The 16,857-nt window shown below is 34.0% G+C and carries 9 protein-coding genes and 1 pseudogene; 2 read left to right on the top strand and 8 right to left on the bottom strand.

Features of this window, described 5'->3' with window-relative positions; genetic code table 11:
• Window positions 1-338: pseudogene (locus tag F6K40_RS30990) on the top strand (hypothetical protein); the annotation flags it as partial.
• Between the two features lie 287 nt (window positions 339-625).
• On the opposite strand, the gene F6K40_RS30985 reads toward F6K40_RS30990, so the two are convergent.
• From F6K40_RS30985 to F6K40_RS30955, 7 genes are all read right to left on the bottom strand, one after another.
• Window positions 626-4,072: a glycosyltransferase gene (locus F6K40_RS30985; RefSeq protein ID WP_293141537.1), complete on the bottom strand. Its 3,447-nt coding sequence runs from the start codon at window positions 4,070-4,072 to the stop codon at window positions 626-628.
• 240 nt (window positions 4,073-4,312) lie between these two features.
• A complete protein-coding gene (locus F6K40_RS30980) occupies window positions 4,313-5,074 on the bottom strand; it encodes a sulfotransferase family 2 domain-containing protein (RefSeq protein ID WP_293141535.1) in 762 nt (253 codons plus the stop codon).
• Between the two features lie 123 nt (window positions 5,075-5,197).
• On the bottom strand, window positions 5,198-7,267 hold the full coding sequence (locus F6K40_RS30975) for a tetratricopeptide repeat protein (protein WP_293141533.1): 2,070 nt from the start codon (window positions 7,265-7,267) through the stop codon (window positions 5,198-5,200).
• Window positions 7,268-7,458: 191 nt separating this feature from the next.
• Complete coding sequence (locus tag F6K40_RS30970) at window positions 7,459-8,046, bottom strand: Uma2 family endonuclease (RefSeq protein WP_293141531.1); 588 nt, start codon at window positions 8,044-8,046, stop codon at window positions 7,459-7,461.
• Window positions 8,047-8,695: 649 nt separating this feature from the next.
• On the bottom strand, window positions 8,696-10,525 hold the full coding sequence (locus F6K40_RS30965) for a response regulator (RefSeq protein ID WP_293141529.1): 1,830 nt from the start codon (window positions 10,523-10,525) through the stop codon (window positions 8,696-8,698).
• 153 nt (window positions 10,526-10,678) lie between these two features.
• Window positions 10,679-11,500 (bottom strand): CHASE domain-containing protein, encoded by an 822-nt coding sequence (locus F6K40_RS30960; RefSeq protein WP_293141527.1) that lies wholly within the window; start codon window positions 11,498-11,500, stop codon window positions 10,679-10,681.
• 644 nt (window positions 11,501-12,144) lie between these two features.
• Window positions 12,145-12,894 carry a TspO/MBR family protein gene (locus tag F6K40_RS30955; RefSeq protein WP_293141525.1) on the bottom strand — a complete coding sequence of 250 codons (750 nt, stop codon included), beginning with the start codon at window positions 12,892-12,894 and terminating at the stop codon, window positions 12,145-12,147.
• Between the two features lie 750 nt (window positions 12,895-13,644).
• On the opposite strand from F6K40_RS30955, the gene F6K40_RS30950 reads away from it, so the two are divergent.
• Window positions 13,645-13,992 (top strand): transposase, encoded by a 348-nt coding sequence (locus F6K40_RS30950; RefSeq protein WP_293141524.1) that lies wholly within the window; start codon window positions 13,645-13,647, stop codon window positions 13,990-13,992.
• Between the two features lie 910 nt (window positions 13,993-14,902).
• Here F6K40_RS30950 and F6K40_RS30945 read toward each other — a convergent pair.
• Window positions 14,903-16,507: an SGNH/GDSL hydrolase family protein gene (locus tag F6K40_RS30945; protein ID WP_293141522.1), complete on the bottom strand. Its 1,605-nt coding sequence runs from the start codon at window positions 16,505-16,507 to the stop codon at window positions 14,903-14,905.
• Between the last annotated feature and the right edge of the window lie 350 nt (window positions 16,508-16,857).

Raw genomic sequence — 16,857 nt, 5'->3', positions numbered from 1 at the left:
TACTAGAAAATTTTCTTGCTAGACCTGATATCCCAGAAAAAATCCGCCAAATAGAAGAAGAAATTCGTTATCATACATTATTGTGGATTGCTTGGTCTGCTTATAATTCAGGTCATTTCACAGAAATGAAAGCATATTTACAGGAATCATTAAACTATACATCAGATGTAGGTATAAGAGTAATTTTAAATTGGATTGAAAATTTTAAGAAGTTTTCTTTGGGAAAAGGCGAAATCCTAGATACTTACTCTATAACTAGCTCTATTGAATGGAAACAAGCAATACGCCAAGCTCTAAAATTGAATTTTCTCTCCAGTATGACTAACAAAACTAGATAATTATTAGACCTCTCCAGAAAAGAGGGAATAGGGAATAGGAAATTACAGCGCTTTTCAGTTGAGTAGACCACTAAATTCATTGTTAGGAGTTAGGAGTCAGGAGTTAGGAGTTAGGAGTCAGGAGTCAAGAGTTAGGAGTGAAGAGTCAGTATCATTGTGGTTTATTCATATGAAAACCGCTGTAAGAAACCGGGTTTGTGGGAGGTAGATGTTAGTATTCTAGGGCATTTAATACTTTCCCCGGTTTCTACTACCGATACTACCGGATTTGATATTAAAGAAGATATTTATACAACAACGCTATTTTTAACTGTTTCAGTTAAAACTTTCTCAATCACTTGCTCCCATTCAGGTATTTTCGTTAATCGATCGGCATCAATAGTGTAACCATATTCAGAAGCAAATCTCATAAAACTATCAACCCAGTCTGAAACAGTTTGCTCAGTAGAATAAGGAGTATAGTTAAAAGCTCGCTCCAGATAATTAGCCATTTGAGTTAGGTTTTTGTGGTGATACATAGACCATGCAGCCCACACCCAAGTATTGTATCTAGCTCTACTTTCCAGAATACCCATCCAGTCAGGTACTTCAGGTAAAGAAAAATAGTTATCCAAAACCAACTCAAAATGTTCAATAAACTTTGGTGGGGTACTGGCTACCATTCCCTCCTCCAAACGGAAACAATATGTTGGTTGGCGTAACCAAGCGGTTTCGCTGAATTTAATACCCATGCGAATCACAAAATCTACATCTGCAATATCTTCTTTGAGATGAGTGTTGAAACCTCCCAAAAGCTTAACCTGATAGCTACGAAACATCATTGCCTTTGTCGGAGCATATTTATAAATTTTCCATAGTTTCCAAATATGCCAGTCTAACTCTGGTAAATCATACCAAGGTTTTACTGTTAAAGTAATTTCTCCACTAGAGTTAACAATTTGCCAACCACTATGAACAAAGTCTATTGAAGATGCACCTTTGTCAAAGCAGTTAACCTGTAATGCTAATCTCTCAGGTAGAAAATAACTATCAGGATGTAAAAATGTTATAAATTCACCTTGTGCTAGGTTAATACCATGATTGAGTGCAGCTAATATTTCTGGTTGCTGACCTTCAAGATAAACATATTGAATTTTATTCTGGTAAGGCTCTAAAGCAGGACGAACCATATCTTTTGGTCCATTATTAACAACAATAATTTCGTAAGAGGTATATGTCTGCCTGAGAACACTTTCGATAGCTTTTTGAGTATATAAAGGTCTATTACACGCAGGAATAACAACACTAACTCTAGGAGTACGATCGGACTGCTGGAATTTCAGACACCAGGTGGCATCAGATGTTCGACACGAAAGAGGATATCCACCTCGCTCTCGGTTTCTCTGAGCTTCTGTGCCATGAAATGCACTAAACTGACCTTTTGGCAAATGGGCATAGTCATGGTTTTGATGGACACACATAATTGCTTCACTGGCATCAACTACAGGATACTTCTCTATTAGAGCATTGTAAACCATCCAGGTATCCCAGGCCGCACGTCCAATTGCAAATTCAGGCAACTGAGCAAATAAATGTCTAGGGTATGTAAAATAATCCATACCATAGGCTGTATTAAATACAGCTTCCTTATTTACTAATCTCCTTAATTCATTTTCCCAATTTTGTTGATTAAAGTCTATAAGAGTAGTGATGTTTGTATTCCACCTTCTTCCTATAATCAAGAATTCTTCTAGCAACGTAGACACATACTTGACACTAGGAATAAAATCACTAACAAGCATGATGTCAGAATTAACATATGTCAAAAGATCGTGGCTTGCTAGTTTATGAGCTTGAGCAAACATATCACTGAGTAAAGGTGTTCCGTACTCGTTGTGTTCAACATTAGGCACATGACGTACACCTAATTCTTTAACAATATCTTCTGTACCTTCCTCTTCTCCAAAAATAATAATCTCTGGTTTTGGTTTGAGCAAAGTCCAGCTTTTAATTGCATTTGTTTGAATCACCCCAATGTGTTCTTTAAATGGTTTAGGCATAGCAAAAATTGTCATACCACTTTTTTCTGGTAGACTAGCTTGTGTCAGAGTTTCCTCGCTTTTGCTAGCAATCAAAAATAAGTTTGTGTTGGTAACTTCTGAAACAACTTGCTTAGTTTGTGATTTTGCTGGGGTTATAACTGAGTGTTGTTTTTGAGTGTGAATATTAGTTTCTTTCCCTAAAGACCTTAATTTTTCCTGTGCTTCAGTAAAATCAGGCTCTGCTTCTAGAACTTTTGTTAATGCTTCTTCTGCTAAATCTAGTTTACCTAACTCCAAAGCAGATTTTGCTGAATACCAAGATGTACGCCAGTGAGTTCCAAGTTCCTTAGCCTCAGCAAATTCAGCCATCGCTTCTGAATGTTTTCCTTGTTGTTGTAGCACTAACCCTGACCATAACCTTAAATACCCATTTTTCTTATAATAAGAACTATAGTGAAAGATGCCACCTGCACCCTTACTGTAGAGTAATGGAGATGATTCGGCAATTTTTTGATCTGCATCTAAAAGTTCTTGAATATCTTGTGAAGTCATACTCACTAAGAATTGAGGTTCTGTATTACCTATAGACTGAATAAACAAGTCTGAAGCATATAGTTTCTGGGATTGATTCGCTTTTTTACCCCACTTCTTTTTACCCTTTGGCGATTGCATTAACTTTTGATAAAGTTTATGTGTTGCCTTAGCTGCATTTTCTCCTCCAAATATCTGCTCTGCGTATTTTCGAGCATTTTCCCCCAGCCTTTGCCGTTCTTCCGGGTGATGGTATAAATATTCAATTGCCTGCTTGTACTCTAACTCACTCTTGACAATCAGACCCGTATAATTATGAACTACTGTTCGACTAGCTCCACCATAGGGAAAAATAACTGCTGGTACTCCTGCATACATAACTTCCTGTAATACTAGCTCAACAGTGGAATAGTTTTCCTCGCAAAGAGGATAACCAAAAACATCCATTACTTCAATTACAGAACGAATATCTTCAACATAGCCTTGAAACTCAAATCTTTCTTTTACTTGTAAAGTTTCCACCTCTGTCTTGAATTTTGGATAAGCATCTCCTTTACCACAAATAATAAACTTAATATTTGGAATATTAATTGCTGCACTCATTGACACATAATTAGGGTGCATTTTCACGAATCCTACTGTACCGATGTAGCCAACATTAAAAGTATCGTGTGGTTTAGGAGAAAAATTAGCAAGTCGCGCAAAATCTGTTGCTCCATATATCATCCCAGTTTTTTCTAATCTAATTTTCTCTGGCAATTGTTGAAAAACCGGACTTTCGTGAGCATAGGGACTTGTAGTGAGAGCAAAATCAGCATAATCAATTAACTCCTTAGTAATAATTTGTGGTGGATAACATCCAGCTACATTGAACTTGATTAGTAGTCGCATTGGTGGAAGTCCAGAGCGTATAAACTCATAGATTTCTGGGGTATTCCAAAAATGCAAATGTACTATATCTGCATTGCCAATTTCCTGTATAATTGCCTCGCGACTTAGCAGAGTTATTACATTTATACCAGCTTCTGCCCCTATTTTAATAGCAACTGGATCGGCAGAAAGTAGAGAAACAATACGTTGCTTATAATCTGAAAAGAGTGATAAATATTTTGCCGTAGCTATTAGGGAACGGAAAGCTCCTCCAACAGAAGCTTGACGAATGATATGAAGAATTTTGATCATAATTTGGTAGTGGTAAGGAATTAATAATAGGTAGTAGGGAAAAGGTTAAACCGGAGTTGGGGTAGGCTATGAGAACCGACAACAAATCTCTTATTAGACCTTTAGCAATAGAAAACACCCGAGTCAGGAATAGTTCTAATTTCCTCACTATTTTAGGAATACTCATAATTTATACTTATAAATAACAAACTAGATTTACTCAAAATTAAAAGTATTATTAATTTCAAATCAGCTCATTAATTACCATTCATTGTTCATTAATTTATTGGTAGTTCTAGATACAATATCATCAAAATTTTTGAGAGTAAACTTATTTTTTAAATTATTGTAAAACGCAATATCCATTCCATTTCTTTCTTTGATAATCTCAATTAACTCTGGAGATACTTCTCCTTTATTCTTTCTATTTTGAGTTACTTTCTGTTTTGTATATGATTTATTTTTCCACCCCAAAATATTTTGTAAAACCTGTAAAAAATCATCAAAATTGTCTTGTGTTCCTACTGCTAAAAATTGATTAGAAATATTTTGATAAGCCAAATCCATAATTTCTTTTGCACTTCCTGCCATTGAGCCCGCTATTTTCTTTACCTGTTCATTTCTAGGGCAATTTTTAGACAGTACAAAATCTTCTAAGCTCATATCTTTAGACAACAGTTCATGGTGTAGTCGATGAGCTGGTTCTTCACGAATAAAATAATACATGGAAATAATTCGATCAACTGGTTCTCGAATAAGAGTTATATAAATGGCTGGTTCAGATAAATATTGATGAAGACCATATGGCATATGTCCTATATAGCAATGAACTCTTTTCCGATCGTCCTCAGATATCTTTTGGGCTGCTTCAAGAGGAGTTTGGCTAACTTTAAGCAAGTATACTTTTTCTTTAGAATACTGACTTAAAATCACAGAACGTAGGGTAGTTCCTGCTGTTTTGGGAATATGGGGAAATATCAAGATTTTACTAGAAAGTCTTTGTTGGATCTCAGATAGATTCATGGTTTTTTCACTCCTGACAAATATAATAATTATTAATTTTAGCCTATTAACAGCTATATTTTTTCATTAGCTAAAGTAGAGTATTGTTTTTGCTTCCTCCAAAAACATTTTAACTAGATTAAACTAATTCACTTTTTTTTGAGCTAAAGCTTCAGCAAGTTTTTTATATACACCTATACCAATATCAGGTCTCAGTTGAATTGCTTTTTTATAACAAGCAATTGCCTCGGTTAATTGACCTTCTTGTTGTAATGCTTCTCCGAGTAGATTGTACACTCCATGAAATTTGGGGTTGAGTGTAATAACGTAACGGTAATTTTCTATTGCTTCTTGAAATTTTCCTTGTTTCATTAGTAAATTTCCTAGCTGATGATAGGCAATGAAATAGTCTGGAGAAATTTCAATTAAGCTCTTGTAAACTGTGATTGCTTCTTCAAAGCGACTTTGTTTAGTCAGAGCATTTCCCAGTTTTTGGTAAGTTTTGTTGTAATTTGGGTTGATGTCAATAGCATTTTTATATACTTTAATTGCTTTTTCACAGAGATATTGTTTACTTGGAATATCAACTTCCCCCCATTCCATTTTTTTCATTAGAGCATTTCCCATACTATAATTAAATAAAAAACATTTTGGCTCTATGCTAATAGCATGATTATAATAACTTAGACTTAAGTCAATATTATTTTGTCGATCTAATTCTTGAGCCAGTACCCAATAAATTTCGGAACTATCGGAAAATCTTTTGATTGCATCTTGATAAGCTTTTATATAATACTTTGAATTATTAGTAATATCATAATTATCTTCAATAACTTGTTTTAATTTTTTATATATATCAACTGATTCTGGTTGTATTTGCAATGCAGACTTATACATTATAATAGCATCTTTATGATTTATTTTTTCGCAAAAAATATCACCTAATTTTTGATATGTTTCCCAACTAAGAGGTTTTATTTTAAGTGCTTCACGATACCAGTAAATCCCTTCATCTAACTCTTCATCTTTAATAAAGATATCTCCAATTTCATAATAATACTTGAAACAATTAGGGTTGTATTTTATAGCCAACTTATATACTGTTGTTAATTTGACATCCCACTGTGTTAGAGTTGAATTTACTTCTTCTATTTTGGCTAACAAACAATATAATTGTTTGTTTAATTCTAGAGCTTTTTTATACATACTAATAGCAATATCAAACTTATTTTGCTTTGTTAGGCAATTTCCTAGTTGCAAATAAGCTTCATAACTACTAGAATCAATTTCTATGATACTTTGGTAGATAATTATTGCTTCATCAAATTTAGCTTGTTGAGCCAAAATGCTAGCTAAGTCGAAACACAAATTCACATCTTGCTTAATTTCCAAAGCTCTATAATATAGTTCTATATTTTCTGGATGTTTTTGAATAGCTTTTAGATAATAGTTAAATGCAAGTTCTTGAGTTATTCTTGCTTGTTGGCCTAGTGAGTTTGCTAACTTCTCCTCAATAAGAGGTAAGTTAGAATTTAGCTGTATAGCAGAACGATAAGCACTGACTGCCCCATCCCACCTCTCTAATTTAACTAACATATCTCCTAAATTATAATGGCTCCAAGGAAAATCAGGATTCAACTCAACAGCCTGATGATAAGCACTAATCGCTTCTTCCCATCTTTCTAATTTAACTAAAACATCCCCTAAATTATTATAAGACCAAGAAAAATCAGGTTTGAACTCTATTGATTTATTATAAGCATCAACCGCTGCTTCTAACTCCTCTTTGTCTTGTAACAAATTACCTAATTTATGATGCACTTCCCATAATTCCGGCTGCATTTTAACAGCTTTTTTATCAACCTTTATTGCCTCTTCTTTTTCTCCCTTTTCTACTAAAGTATCACCTTCTAAATGGTAATCTTCTGCAGAGTTTGAATCTACTTCTATTCTGTTAATATCGGTATTATTTCCCGACTCCCACTGCTGTTGTACAACAGTTGTTAACTTCTCACTAATTTCTTCCTGATTTTGACCATTAACTTTTTTTTCTTGTAACTTATTTTCTGCATCTGCCAAATACTGTTTTACCTCTTCCAAGTCGGGAGCTAATTTAATTGCTTTTTGATAAGCAGCGATCGCTTCCTCCCATTCTCCCTTTTTTTCGAAAACTTTTCCTAAGCTGAAAAAATTCTTTGCTTGTTTAATATTCATTTTTGCTGTTGATAATTTTGGGATTTTCTAGTTCAGGAATAAATTGTTGCAGTTCCTTGTGTCATCTCTACCTTTTTTGTGAAAATTTTCCTAAGATTGTTGCGACTAGAATTACTGTTTTTATTAGGGCTTTACCTTAGGAAAACTTACCTGGCTATGACATGAATAAAAGTTGATTATATAGATTTATATTACCAAATTAATGTTAAATCCAAAACAAATCCTGGTAATATATTTTCTCCTGATACTCTCTGAGGATTTTCCAATATTTCTACACCCTGCTCTGGTCGATAAATCTCTAGTTGTCGTTTTTTTCGATTAATCAACCAGCCTAATTTTGCCCCATTTTCTATATACTCTCTCATCTTAGTTCTGGTTTTTTCTAGAGTATCTCTAGGAGACATTAATTCTACTACAAAATCAGGACATAAAGGTAAAAATTTATCTTGTTCTTCTAATGTTAAAGTATCCCATTTTTCTCGACTGAGCCAAGAAGCATCGGGGGCACGTTGTGAACCATTTGGCAAGATAAAACCTGTGTTGGAGTCAAATACTTCTCCTAGGTTATTTTGAGAATTCCAGATATCTAATTGGGTAGTTATTTTGACATTGCGTTTTCCTGTATTTCCACCTGTGGGCGACATAATAATTAGTTCTCCTGTGGCACTTTTTTCAAATCTTAAGTCATCATTTTCTTGACAAAGTTGCCAAAATTGTTCGTCTGTTAAATTGATTTTTAACTCTAATCTTGATGGTAAATAAATTGTGGGAGTTTCCATATTAAATCTTGAAAATAATAGAGAGTTTTGGGGGAGGATATTTGTGCATGGTGAGTTCCGGCGACTAGGTAGATAGTTAATTACTAAGGTTATTCCCGCCGAACCTACCCTGATTTTTTTAACTCTAATCTTGGCGCTTGATAAATTGTGGAAGTTTCCATATCTTAAATTTTATATCAAGTTCAGTTGATTTACGCATCTAATCTCTTGAACTTGATTTTCTGCTTCTGCCAAAGACTGTTTTACTTTTTTCCAGTAGTGAGTTAACTTATTGCTTTTTACTACAAAGCAATTAATTTATTCCATTATCCCCTTTTTACGAAAATTTTTCCTAAACAAAAAAAATGCTTTGCTTGCTGAATATTCATTGTTTATACTTGTGTGAGAGATATATTATTTTCCTACTTCTTGAGTCAATTTTTAAATCAGGATTTTTTCTGGAATATTCATCAGGTATTTATAGAGCGATCGCCTTCTCTGATTCTCCCTAGCTGAACAAATTCTTTGCTTGCTGAATATTCATTATTTGTTGTTGTATTAGACATCTCCAATAATAAAAAATCAAATCAATTATGCCACAGAAATCGTCAATTATTTCTCCCTGCTCCCTGCTCCTTGCTCCGTGCTAACTCTTTTCTGAAGATGTCTATTAGAGATAGTTATCTTGAATTTTAGCCTGATATTTTCGTAATATTTCAATCAACTCTTTAATCCGGATAGGTTTACTTAAATAATCATTCATTCCAGCATCAAAACATAACTGCTTATCCCTTTCCATGGCATTCGCAGTTACTGCAATAATATAAGGTATTTCTGCTGGTAAAAATTGTTCATTAATTTTCATTGTTGCTGCTAAACCATCCATTTCTGGCATTTGCATATCCATCAAAATAATATCATATTTCTGAAGTTTCAAAGCATTTAACACTTCTAAACCATTGGCAGCAACATCTGCTAAATAACCTAATTTTTTTAAAATATTTATGGCTACTTTTTGGTTAACCCTATTATCTTCTGCTAATAAAATTCGTAAAGGTAATTCCTCTGCTAATTCAGGAATTTCTGTAGTTTTATCATTCGGCACTTTTTTGGTTAATTCAATGGGTCGTTCCTGAAAAATACTCAATAATACTTGATAAAGTTGAGATGGTTTGATTGGCTTTTGTAATGTTGCTGCCAAATTTATTTGTGATAGTAAATCTGATGTTAATGCTAGATTACTTGAGCTAAGTAATATTAATGGTAAATCTTGACATTGCCTAAGTTGACAAATTTCTTTAGCTAACTCTAACCCATCTATTTCTGGCATTTTTAAATCTAAAATAGCTAGAGAAAATGGATTTTCTTGCTGTAATAATTGTAAAGCTTCGGAAGCTGATGCTACTGAATTAGGTTGGATTCCCCAAGATTGAGTTTGGAGATGTAAAATTTTGCGGTTAGTGGCATTATCATCCACAATTAAAACTTGCTTATCATCAAATTTAACTTGTCCTGGAATTAAATTAATATTCGTGATGGTAGGTGCAACTTTAGCTTTAATTGTAAAATAAAATGTTGAACCTTTTCCTAACTCGCTATCTAGCCACATTTTGCCTCCCATCATTTCACTGAGGCGTTTACTAATAACTAAACCTAAACCTGTACCTCCATATTTGCGAGTGGTAGAAGAATCTATTTGACTAAAAGACTGGAATAAAATTTCTTGTTTATCTTTGGCAATACCAATACCTGTATCCCGAACAGAAAATTCTATTTCATAACCTAAATCACATTTTTCAGCATTTTCTAATTGATTATTTTGTGGATAAATATCTTTAGTATTAACATTTAAAATCACTTCACCAAAATCAGTGAATTTAATTGCATTACTTAAAAGATTGGTTAAAATTTGTCTCAGTCTTGTCATATCTGTAATCACGGTTTTCGGCGTGACTGGACTTATATAATAAGCAATTTCTAAACCTTTTTTATGAGCTACAGGAGATAACAAATCTAAGACTTCTTCTATACAATTACTAATCAATACTGGTTGGTATTCTAACTCTAGTTTGCCAGAATCTATCTTGCTAAAATCCAAGATATCATTGATAATTGTTAATAGGGAATCACCACTTGTTCTAATGGTTTCTACAAAATCTTTTTGTTGAGCAGATAGTTGAGTATTTAATAATAAACTTGTCATGCCAATTACGCCATTCATGGGAGTCCTAATCTCATGGCTCATAGTTGCGAGAAAATAACTTTTTGCCCGGGTAGCTGCTAAGGCATCATCTCGTGCTTTTTCTAATTCTTGATTTGTTTTACATAACTCCTGAGTGCGTTCTGTAACTAATTTTTTGATTTTTTTAGTCTGGTTAATATTAGTATTTATATAACTACTAATCCCTGCTGTTAAGAATAAGCCTAATGATAAAAATAACCAACTATCCCAACTTTCTTTATTTTTGATATATTCCTGATTTGGGATTAATAAAAACAACCATTTTCTCCCACCTACTTTAACTGTTTTTATAAAATTTATGCCTGAATCATTACCAGCCAGTTTTAATTTGGCTAAAGCATCTGCTGCCGTAATATTATTTGAGTAATTCCCCCCTTTTTTAGATGAGTTAAAATAGAGAAACTTTTCTGATTATGTACTAGCTGAACTATCGTAAATATAAATGTCAAATTCATCCTCTTGAGTAGAAAATTCATCTAAAGACTTTTCAAATAATTCTTTAATACTAAATACTCCAACAACAAATCCTTGTAAATTTTTACGGAAATCGGCAATTGAATTATTAATTGATTGTTTTTGATATATGGCTTGAAAAATCAAGAAACCATCAGTATTTTCTGTTTTTTGTACTAATTGAATCTTAGAAGTAGCGATCGCCTCTCCACTATCGCGAGCCTTTTTTAAAGCTGCTAGACGATTAAGATTAGAAGCTAAGTCAAATCCTAAAGCTTTTTCATTACCTTGATATGGTTCAACAAAATATACTGGAAAATACTCAGCTTTGAGCCTAGATCGAATTATTTTTCCTACTTCATTACGTTGGGTAAATTTAAAATTAGAATAACCATCTTTTTGCGCCTTTAATTCATATTTTTCTCTTTCATTAGCAGGAACATAAGGAACCCATTCTAATGCTTGAATACTTGGCATCTTATCTAAAAAATATGAAACAAATTGTTTAAATTCTTCTCGATTAACTTCTTGTGAACTTTGATAAAAACTTTTAAGTGATAATAATACATCAATAATTTCTTCTTTTATTGTATATTCGAGCTGATGTACTCTATCTAATGCTAAAGATTGAAATTCTATGGAAATTTTTTGGGATTCCAAATTTTTGATTGTAGCAAACCCAATACCAGATAATAAAGTACCAATAATTATAGTTAGCCATACTGGTAGATATTGTTTGGATAAATAATTATCCACTTTGTTATAGTTTTTGGTCTTCATTAGAGAGAAATATATGTTGCTAAGGAAAAGCACTTATAACTTATGTCAAAGTCAAAAGTTGATGACAATAGCTTTTCAGCTTGTACCAATTTCCAAACTTTAATCCATAGTGGTATAGCAATTCCCAAAAAGCGTGAGCTAGAAAATTCTAGGTTTTAGGGAACAGGGAACAGGGAACAGGGAATAGAGAATAGGGAATAGGGAATAGAATAAAATATAGATGTACCATTAGACTCTGGGAAACGCTATATATTTATTATCTATCAGGAAATGAAACAAAGTTTAGGACAGCAAAAAATTATAAGTATAACTTAATTATAGCTTTCAAATCCATAATCAATTAAAAATAGACCCTGGTTTAGTAAAAATTAAATAATTTCTATAAAGTTTAGTTAATTAATTATAAGAAACTTTGTATAAGTAAGGATTTGCAGACCAAATCCCTACAATACTTTATTTGTAAGTATTCAGCTATTAGCAGTCAGCTTTCAGCTTTTTAATAATGGGAGGTAGTTTTAGATGAATATAGATTTTAACAACTTTTGTACTAAGATTTTATTCTAGGTCAATTAATATAGCTTTAAACCTATACCAAAAATAATAGCTGATAGCTGTTAGCTGACGGCTGAATGCTTACCTTTATTTTAGCTAACTGTTAATTTTAGTGGATATAATGGCTCTTTTCCGTTCAATTGCCAAATCCTAAATACTAATACAACAGCTACAGTTAACCACACACAAGAAGGAGCTAAAATTATTCCAGCTATGGGATTAATTTGCCAGTAAAATATAGTAACTATTAACGCAGATAACCAAGGACCAAAAATAACAACAGGAACCGCAGCACCTAACCTCTGTTCTACAGTAAAGATAGTATTCCAAGTATCTCCTAAAGCAAGATGTACTGCAAAAGCTATCAAAGGAAGCACTAAAAATTGTTGGTTCATCTGCTGCCAAATTAATAGAGAAGAGATGACTCGTAAAACTGCAATTGTCATCCAAACTATGGGAAAAGCTAAAGGTGGAGGTGCCCATTTTGGTCTGACAATACTATCATAAGTTTTGCTAGTACGGGTATTGTCTAATGGAGAAAAAATTCGTGAACGAATACTCAATAATGTGAAAAATAATCCGGCAAATACTGTGCTTAACCAAGTCGGAAAAGCAGAGTAATTCTCAACTAAAATTACCAATTTTTCCATTCCCCAAAAAGCTAGAAGAATTATTCCTATTTGCACAATAGTTCCTAATTTATAAATAGAAAGTGCTTTTAAATCAAGCTCTTTTGTAGAAACTATTTGTCTTTCTAGAGACTGATTTGTATCTTCAGTTTTTACCCCCATTACTGTATTGACAATCTGTTCGACTGTTCCACTATCATTTGATTGAGTCATAATTACAATACTCAGAAAATTATCAATTTACATATTAACCTTTGTCGGGACATTCTATGAAATATCCTCACAAAGGTTTGATATATAGCAGGGAACAGGGAACAGGGAACAGTCGGAAAAATATTTCCTGGTCTAAGGTTCATCATCAGTCTATATCCTAACCAACTCTTTCTTAGCTATAGAATCTGGTTAAAAATTTGTCATTGCGACGATAGGAAGCAATTTCAGAGGTGATTAACTGTTGAATGAAAATTGTATAAAGTAGTTGCTATTTATAGAAAAGTGTTGTAACCTGAAATAGGTAACAAAAGAAATAAAATAATTCAGGTGAATGCGACTTGTTGACAGACATATTATTAACCGAACACATCAGTATTGGACTTGGTGTGATGAGTTAGCCTTTAAGTCAAAAAACTTGTATAACGCAAGCTAATTATTACTGTCGTCAGCATTTTTTCTGTACTGGTCATAGTCTGGATTTAACCGATCTATACCACAGCATCAAAAATAGTGATGCCTATAGAGCGTTACCAACCAAGGTCTCAAAACAAACAATCAAATGCTTGGTGGCCACTTGGCGTAGTTATTTTCAGGCAATCAAAGAATGGTCAAAACATCCCTGTAAGTTTTTGGGTAAGCCCAAAATACCCAAATATAAGGATAAAACCAAAGGTAGAAATGTAGTTATATACTCAAAGGAATCAGTCTATAAAGGCCCTCTAAAAGAGGGTATTTGTCACTTATCAATGAGTGAAATCATGCATACCTGTAGTTGTGGATACTGTAATCGAAGTGAGGATAGTACCTGCGACTGCCTGCTATATAATTGAAGTTGTGTATGAAAAAACGAATCAGCCACAAATAAATTCAAGATATGTAGCCGGGATTGACTTAGGGATTGATAGATTAGTAGCTCTATCTACAAATAAGCCTGGTGTCAAACCACTGCTGATTAATGGGAAGCCACTCTCAAGCGTCAATCAATTATATAACAAGCGTAAAGCTAAGTACCAAAGTCATCTCAAAGGCAACAGAAAAACCAGTCGTAAGATTGAAGCATTAAGTTATAATCGAAATCGTTTTGTAGTATTGTTCTAGCCGGGAAAACTTGAGGGTTTCGTTCCTCAACCCAACACAGACGTTGGGTTGAACGAAAAAAAATCTGAAAAAAGAGCAGATGAAATTGGTGCTAGCACTTACGTTATTTCTGCGATAAACATATCAATTCAGTGCGATCGTTCACTTATTTCTAGGAAGTAGTGCAACAGATTGGAAGAAGCGAGCGTAAATTCTCGTAAATACTGGGTGATATCTCTAAGAGGGCTAAAGTGTAACAAGAAACAAGAACTTTTTGATAATTAATATCATGTTCCTTTGAATAGTTATCATTAGAGCTTCCTAGTATAGCTCTGAGCAACTGCAAAATCAGTAGGTAAAATCTGTGCTAGCACTTACGTTATTTCTGCGATAAACATATCAATTCAGTGCGATCGCCCACTTATTTCTAGGAAGTAGTGCAACAAATGGGAAGAAGCAAGGGTAAATTCTTGGAAATGGCGTATTATATCTCTAAGATGGCTAAAGTGCAACAATAAACAAGAACTTTTTTATATAGCAAAAGGCAGAGGGCAGAAGGCAGAGGGAAAAATCTGGCTTTGTCTGGGTTTTCGGCTAAGGTTAGAACAGTTATAAATCCTAAAACCCTTTGATAGTCTACTTTTCCCTGTTCCCTGTTCCCTGTTCCCTGTTCCCTATTCCCTAGCGCAAGGAAAAATCTGGCTTTGTCTGGGTTTTCGGCTAAGGTTAGAACAGTTATAAATCCTAAAACCCTTTGATAGTCTACTTTTCCCTGTTCCCTGTTCCCTGTTCCCTAGCGCTATATCATTGAATTTGAAAAACAAACCCGCCCCTACTATGACTAAATTTTAGGGGGAGCAGGCCACAAATGGACCATACATTCAACTTCTGAATTTTAAATTTTAAATTTTAAATTTTAAATTTTGATTTTTTAGCGTGGCCAAGAGATTCCAGCACTAGCAGCAATATAACGAGCTACAGCAACTGCTCCATAACGGTTAAGATGACTGGGGTCAAAGAAATATTCATTTTTGGCTAGTTGAGGTTGATATAAATTAAAATTCAGAAATGTAAAGCCATTTTCCCTGGCCCGACGTTGCATCCATTGATTAAATTCTTGTTCAGCAGACCAACGTACTGAGTCTAAATAACTATCAGATAGAGGTAAATTAACAAAAACTAAAGGAATATTTCGAGATTTAGTAAAGTTGACAATAGAATTTAAAGCTGTTGCCTGAGTACCTCCAAGATAAAAACGAGCATAGTCGCCATCGTAAAGTCCTGCCACATAAGGTTTTCTGCGATAATAATAGGAAGGGTTAAACTGCTCATCTACTGGCAGAAACCCATTAGCGTCAATAGCATCAGCAGGATTAGCGATCGCTACTGTTTCTACAGGTTGAGTCAAGTATTCTTCAGAGGCGGTTGAGTTTGAGGAAGTTTGTCTTATGGATTTATAGGAATATTTTCTATAGTTAGTTGGTTTAATAGTGCTATAGTTAACCTCTATTGTCTCCCCTACCGATGTCTCCCACGGAAAGTTGGGAGTGGGTGAAAATACATTATAGGGTTGAGGAAATTGATAACAGGTAGAAGCAAAGTTAGACTGAGCGCGAGGTAACTGGGGGCGAATGCCAGAAAGTAGTAGTCTTTTTCCCTCAGAAGCAACAATTGAATTATAAGTTCGATCAACTCGCCCACTATTAAATGCTCTCACTCCATCTGCCCAAATAATTAATTTTGGCAGTTGCTCATAGCTCAAAAGTTGCCGCAGTTGAAAATCAACTACTTGAGCAGTAGCACCATTGATAGCGAAGTTAAATATGTTTAACCGAGGATAACCTTTAGTAGCTAAATATTGTTGTAGTTGTTTAGGATCGACTCCATATAAAGCACGGGAACTCCCGACAATTAATACATCGGGCGTACCAACAGTTGCAACGTAAGACAGATAAAGTTCTAATTGGGTATCGAGAATATCACTATTGAAAGAAATAGGATTAAACTGAGAGGGAGCAGAAGCAGCTTGTTGTTGAGAGTATGCTAGGTTTCTCATATACTCAGTAACTTTTCTTTCGGCAAAAGCACGTCTGGGGTTTCCTGGCGGTACCGCTTGCATCCAAGCTACTGCTTGTACCCACTCTTGTGCTACTCTATCCCACTGTTGTTTAGTTCTAGCAGATTGAGCTAAATTGGCAGCTTTGATCGCAAACCTTACTGCTTGACTAAAAGGATCGATAGAAGCACATTGAGTAGAATTGGCATTTTGAGAGACTAGAGAAATTTGGGGGTTATGTTTTTTGTTTGAAGTTAAATCACAATTATTAATTAAAATCGGATTTTTTTCTGAGGTGGAAGATATTTTGTTTTGGAAGTCTTCAGTTGGTATACATCCAATAGTTAGAGTTAGCAAAGTTATACTTGCTATCAAAGGTTTTAGGAAATCTAATTTCCATCTATTCATATCAAATTTATCTTTTATATTCTGTTGCCACCTATATTTAGGAGTGGCATCGGATGAATGGGTTTTAGTCACCGAGATTCCTCTCCAAATCTATTAATAATTATGTGTAGAGTAGATTATATTACCTTTCACTATAAACTAACTGCTCGTATACCGCTACGCCGAAAATAAAAGTCAAAAGTCATCTCAGAGTTAGTTTTTCCTACAAAAATGCTTCACAAATAGCGTTTAGTAATCTCCGTGGCCTTTGCTTCGACTGCTATATTATACTTGGTTGAATAAAAAATCATGTATATAGCCGAGTGACTCTATCTAATCTTTAGTATATCAAAAAAATTCTGAGGATGCAACCTATAACCTTTTGACGCGCGAATTTTTTAGGAGCTTCACAAAATGAAAATGTTGGTGGTTTTCCACTACGC

The organism is Okeania sp. SIO3I5 (genome assembly GCF_010672085.1).
In the GTDB taxonomy this organism is placed as follows: Bacteria; Cyanobacteriota; Cyanobacteriia; order Cyanobacteriales; family Microcoleaceae; genus Trichodesmium.
Note: the sequence above shows the minus strand (reverse complement) of the source record. Positions and strands in the feature narration are given on the sequence as shown.

Coding starts and splice junctions, on each gene's coding strand:
- F6K40_RS30960 (WP_293141527.1), bottom strand. CDS start 11,500: ATGAAGACCAAAAACTATAACAAAGTGGATAATTATTTATCCAAACAA.
- F6K40_RS30985 (WP_293141537.1), bottom strand. CDS start 4,072: ATGATCAAAATTCTTCATATCATTCGTCAAGCTTCTGTTGGAGGAGCT.
- F6K40_RS30975 (WP_293141533.1), bottom strand. CDS start 7,267: ATGAATATTAAACAAGCAAAGAATTTTTTCAGCTTAGGAAAAGTTTTC.
- F6K40_RS30955 (WP_293141525.1), bottom strand. CDS start 12,894: ATGACTCAATCAAATGATAGTGGAACAGTCGAACAGATTGTCAATACA.
- F6K40_RS30970 (WP_293141531.1), bottom strand. CDS start 8,046: ATGGAAACTCCCACAATTTATTTACCATCAAGATTAGAGTTAAAAATC.
- F6K40_RS30980 (WP_293141535.1), bottom strand. CDS start 5,074: ATGAATCTATCTGAGATCCAACAAAGACTTTCTAGTAAAATCTTGATA.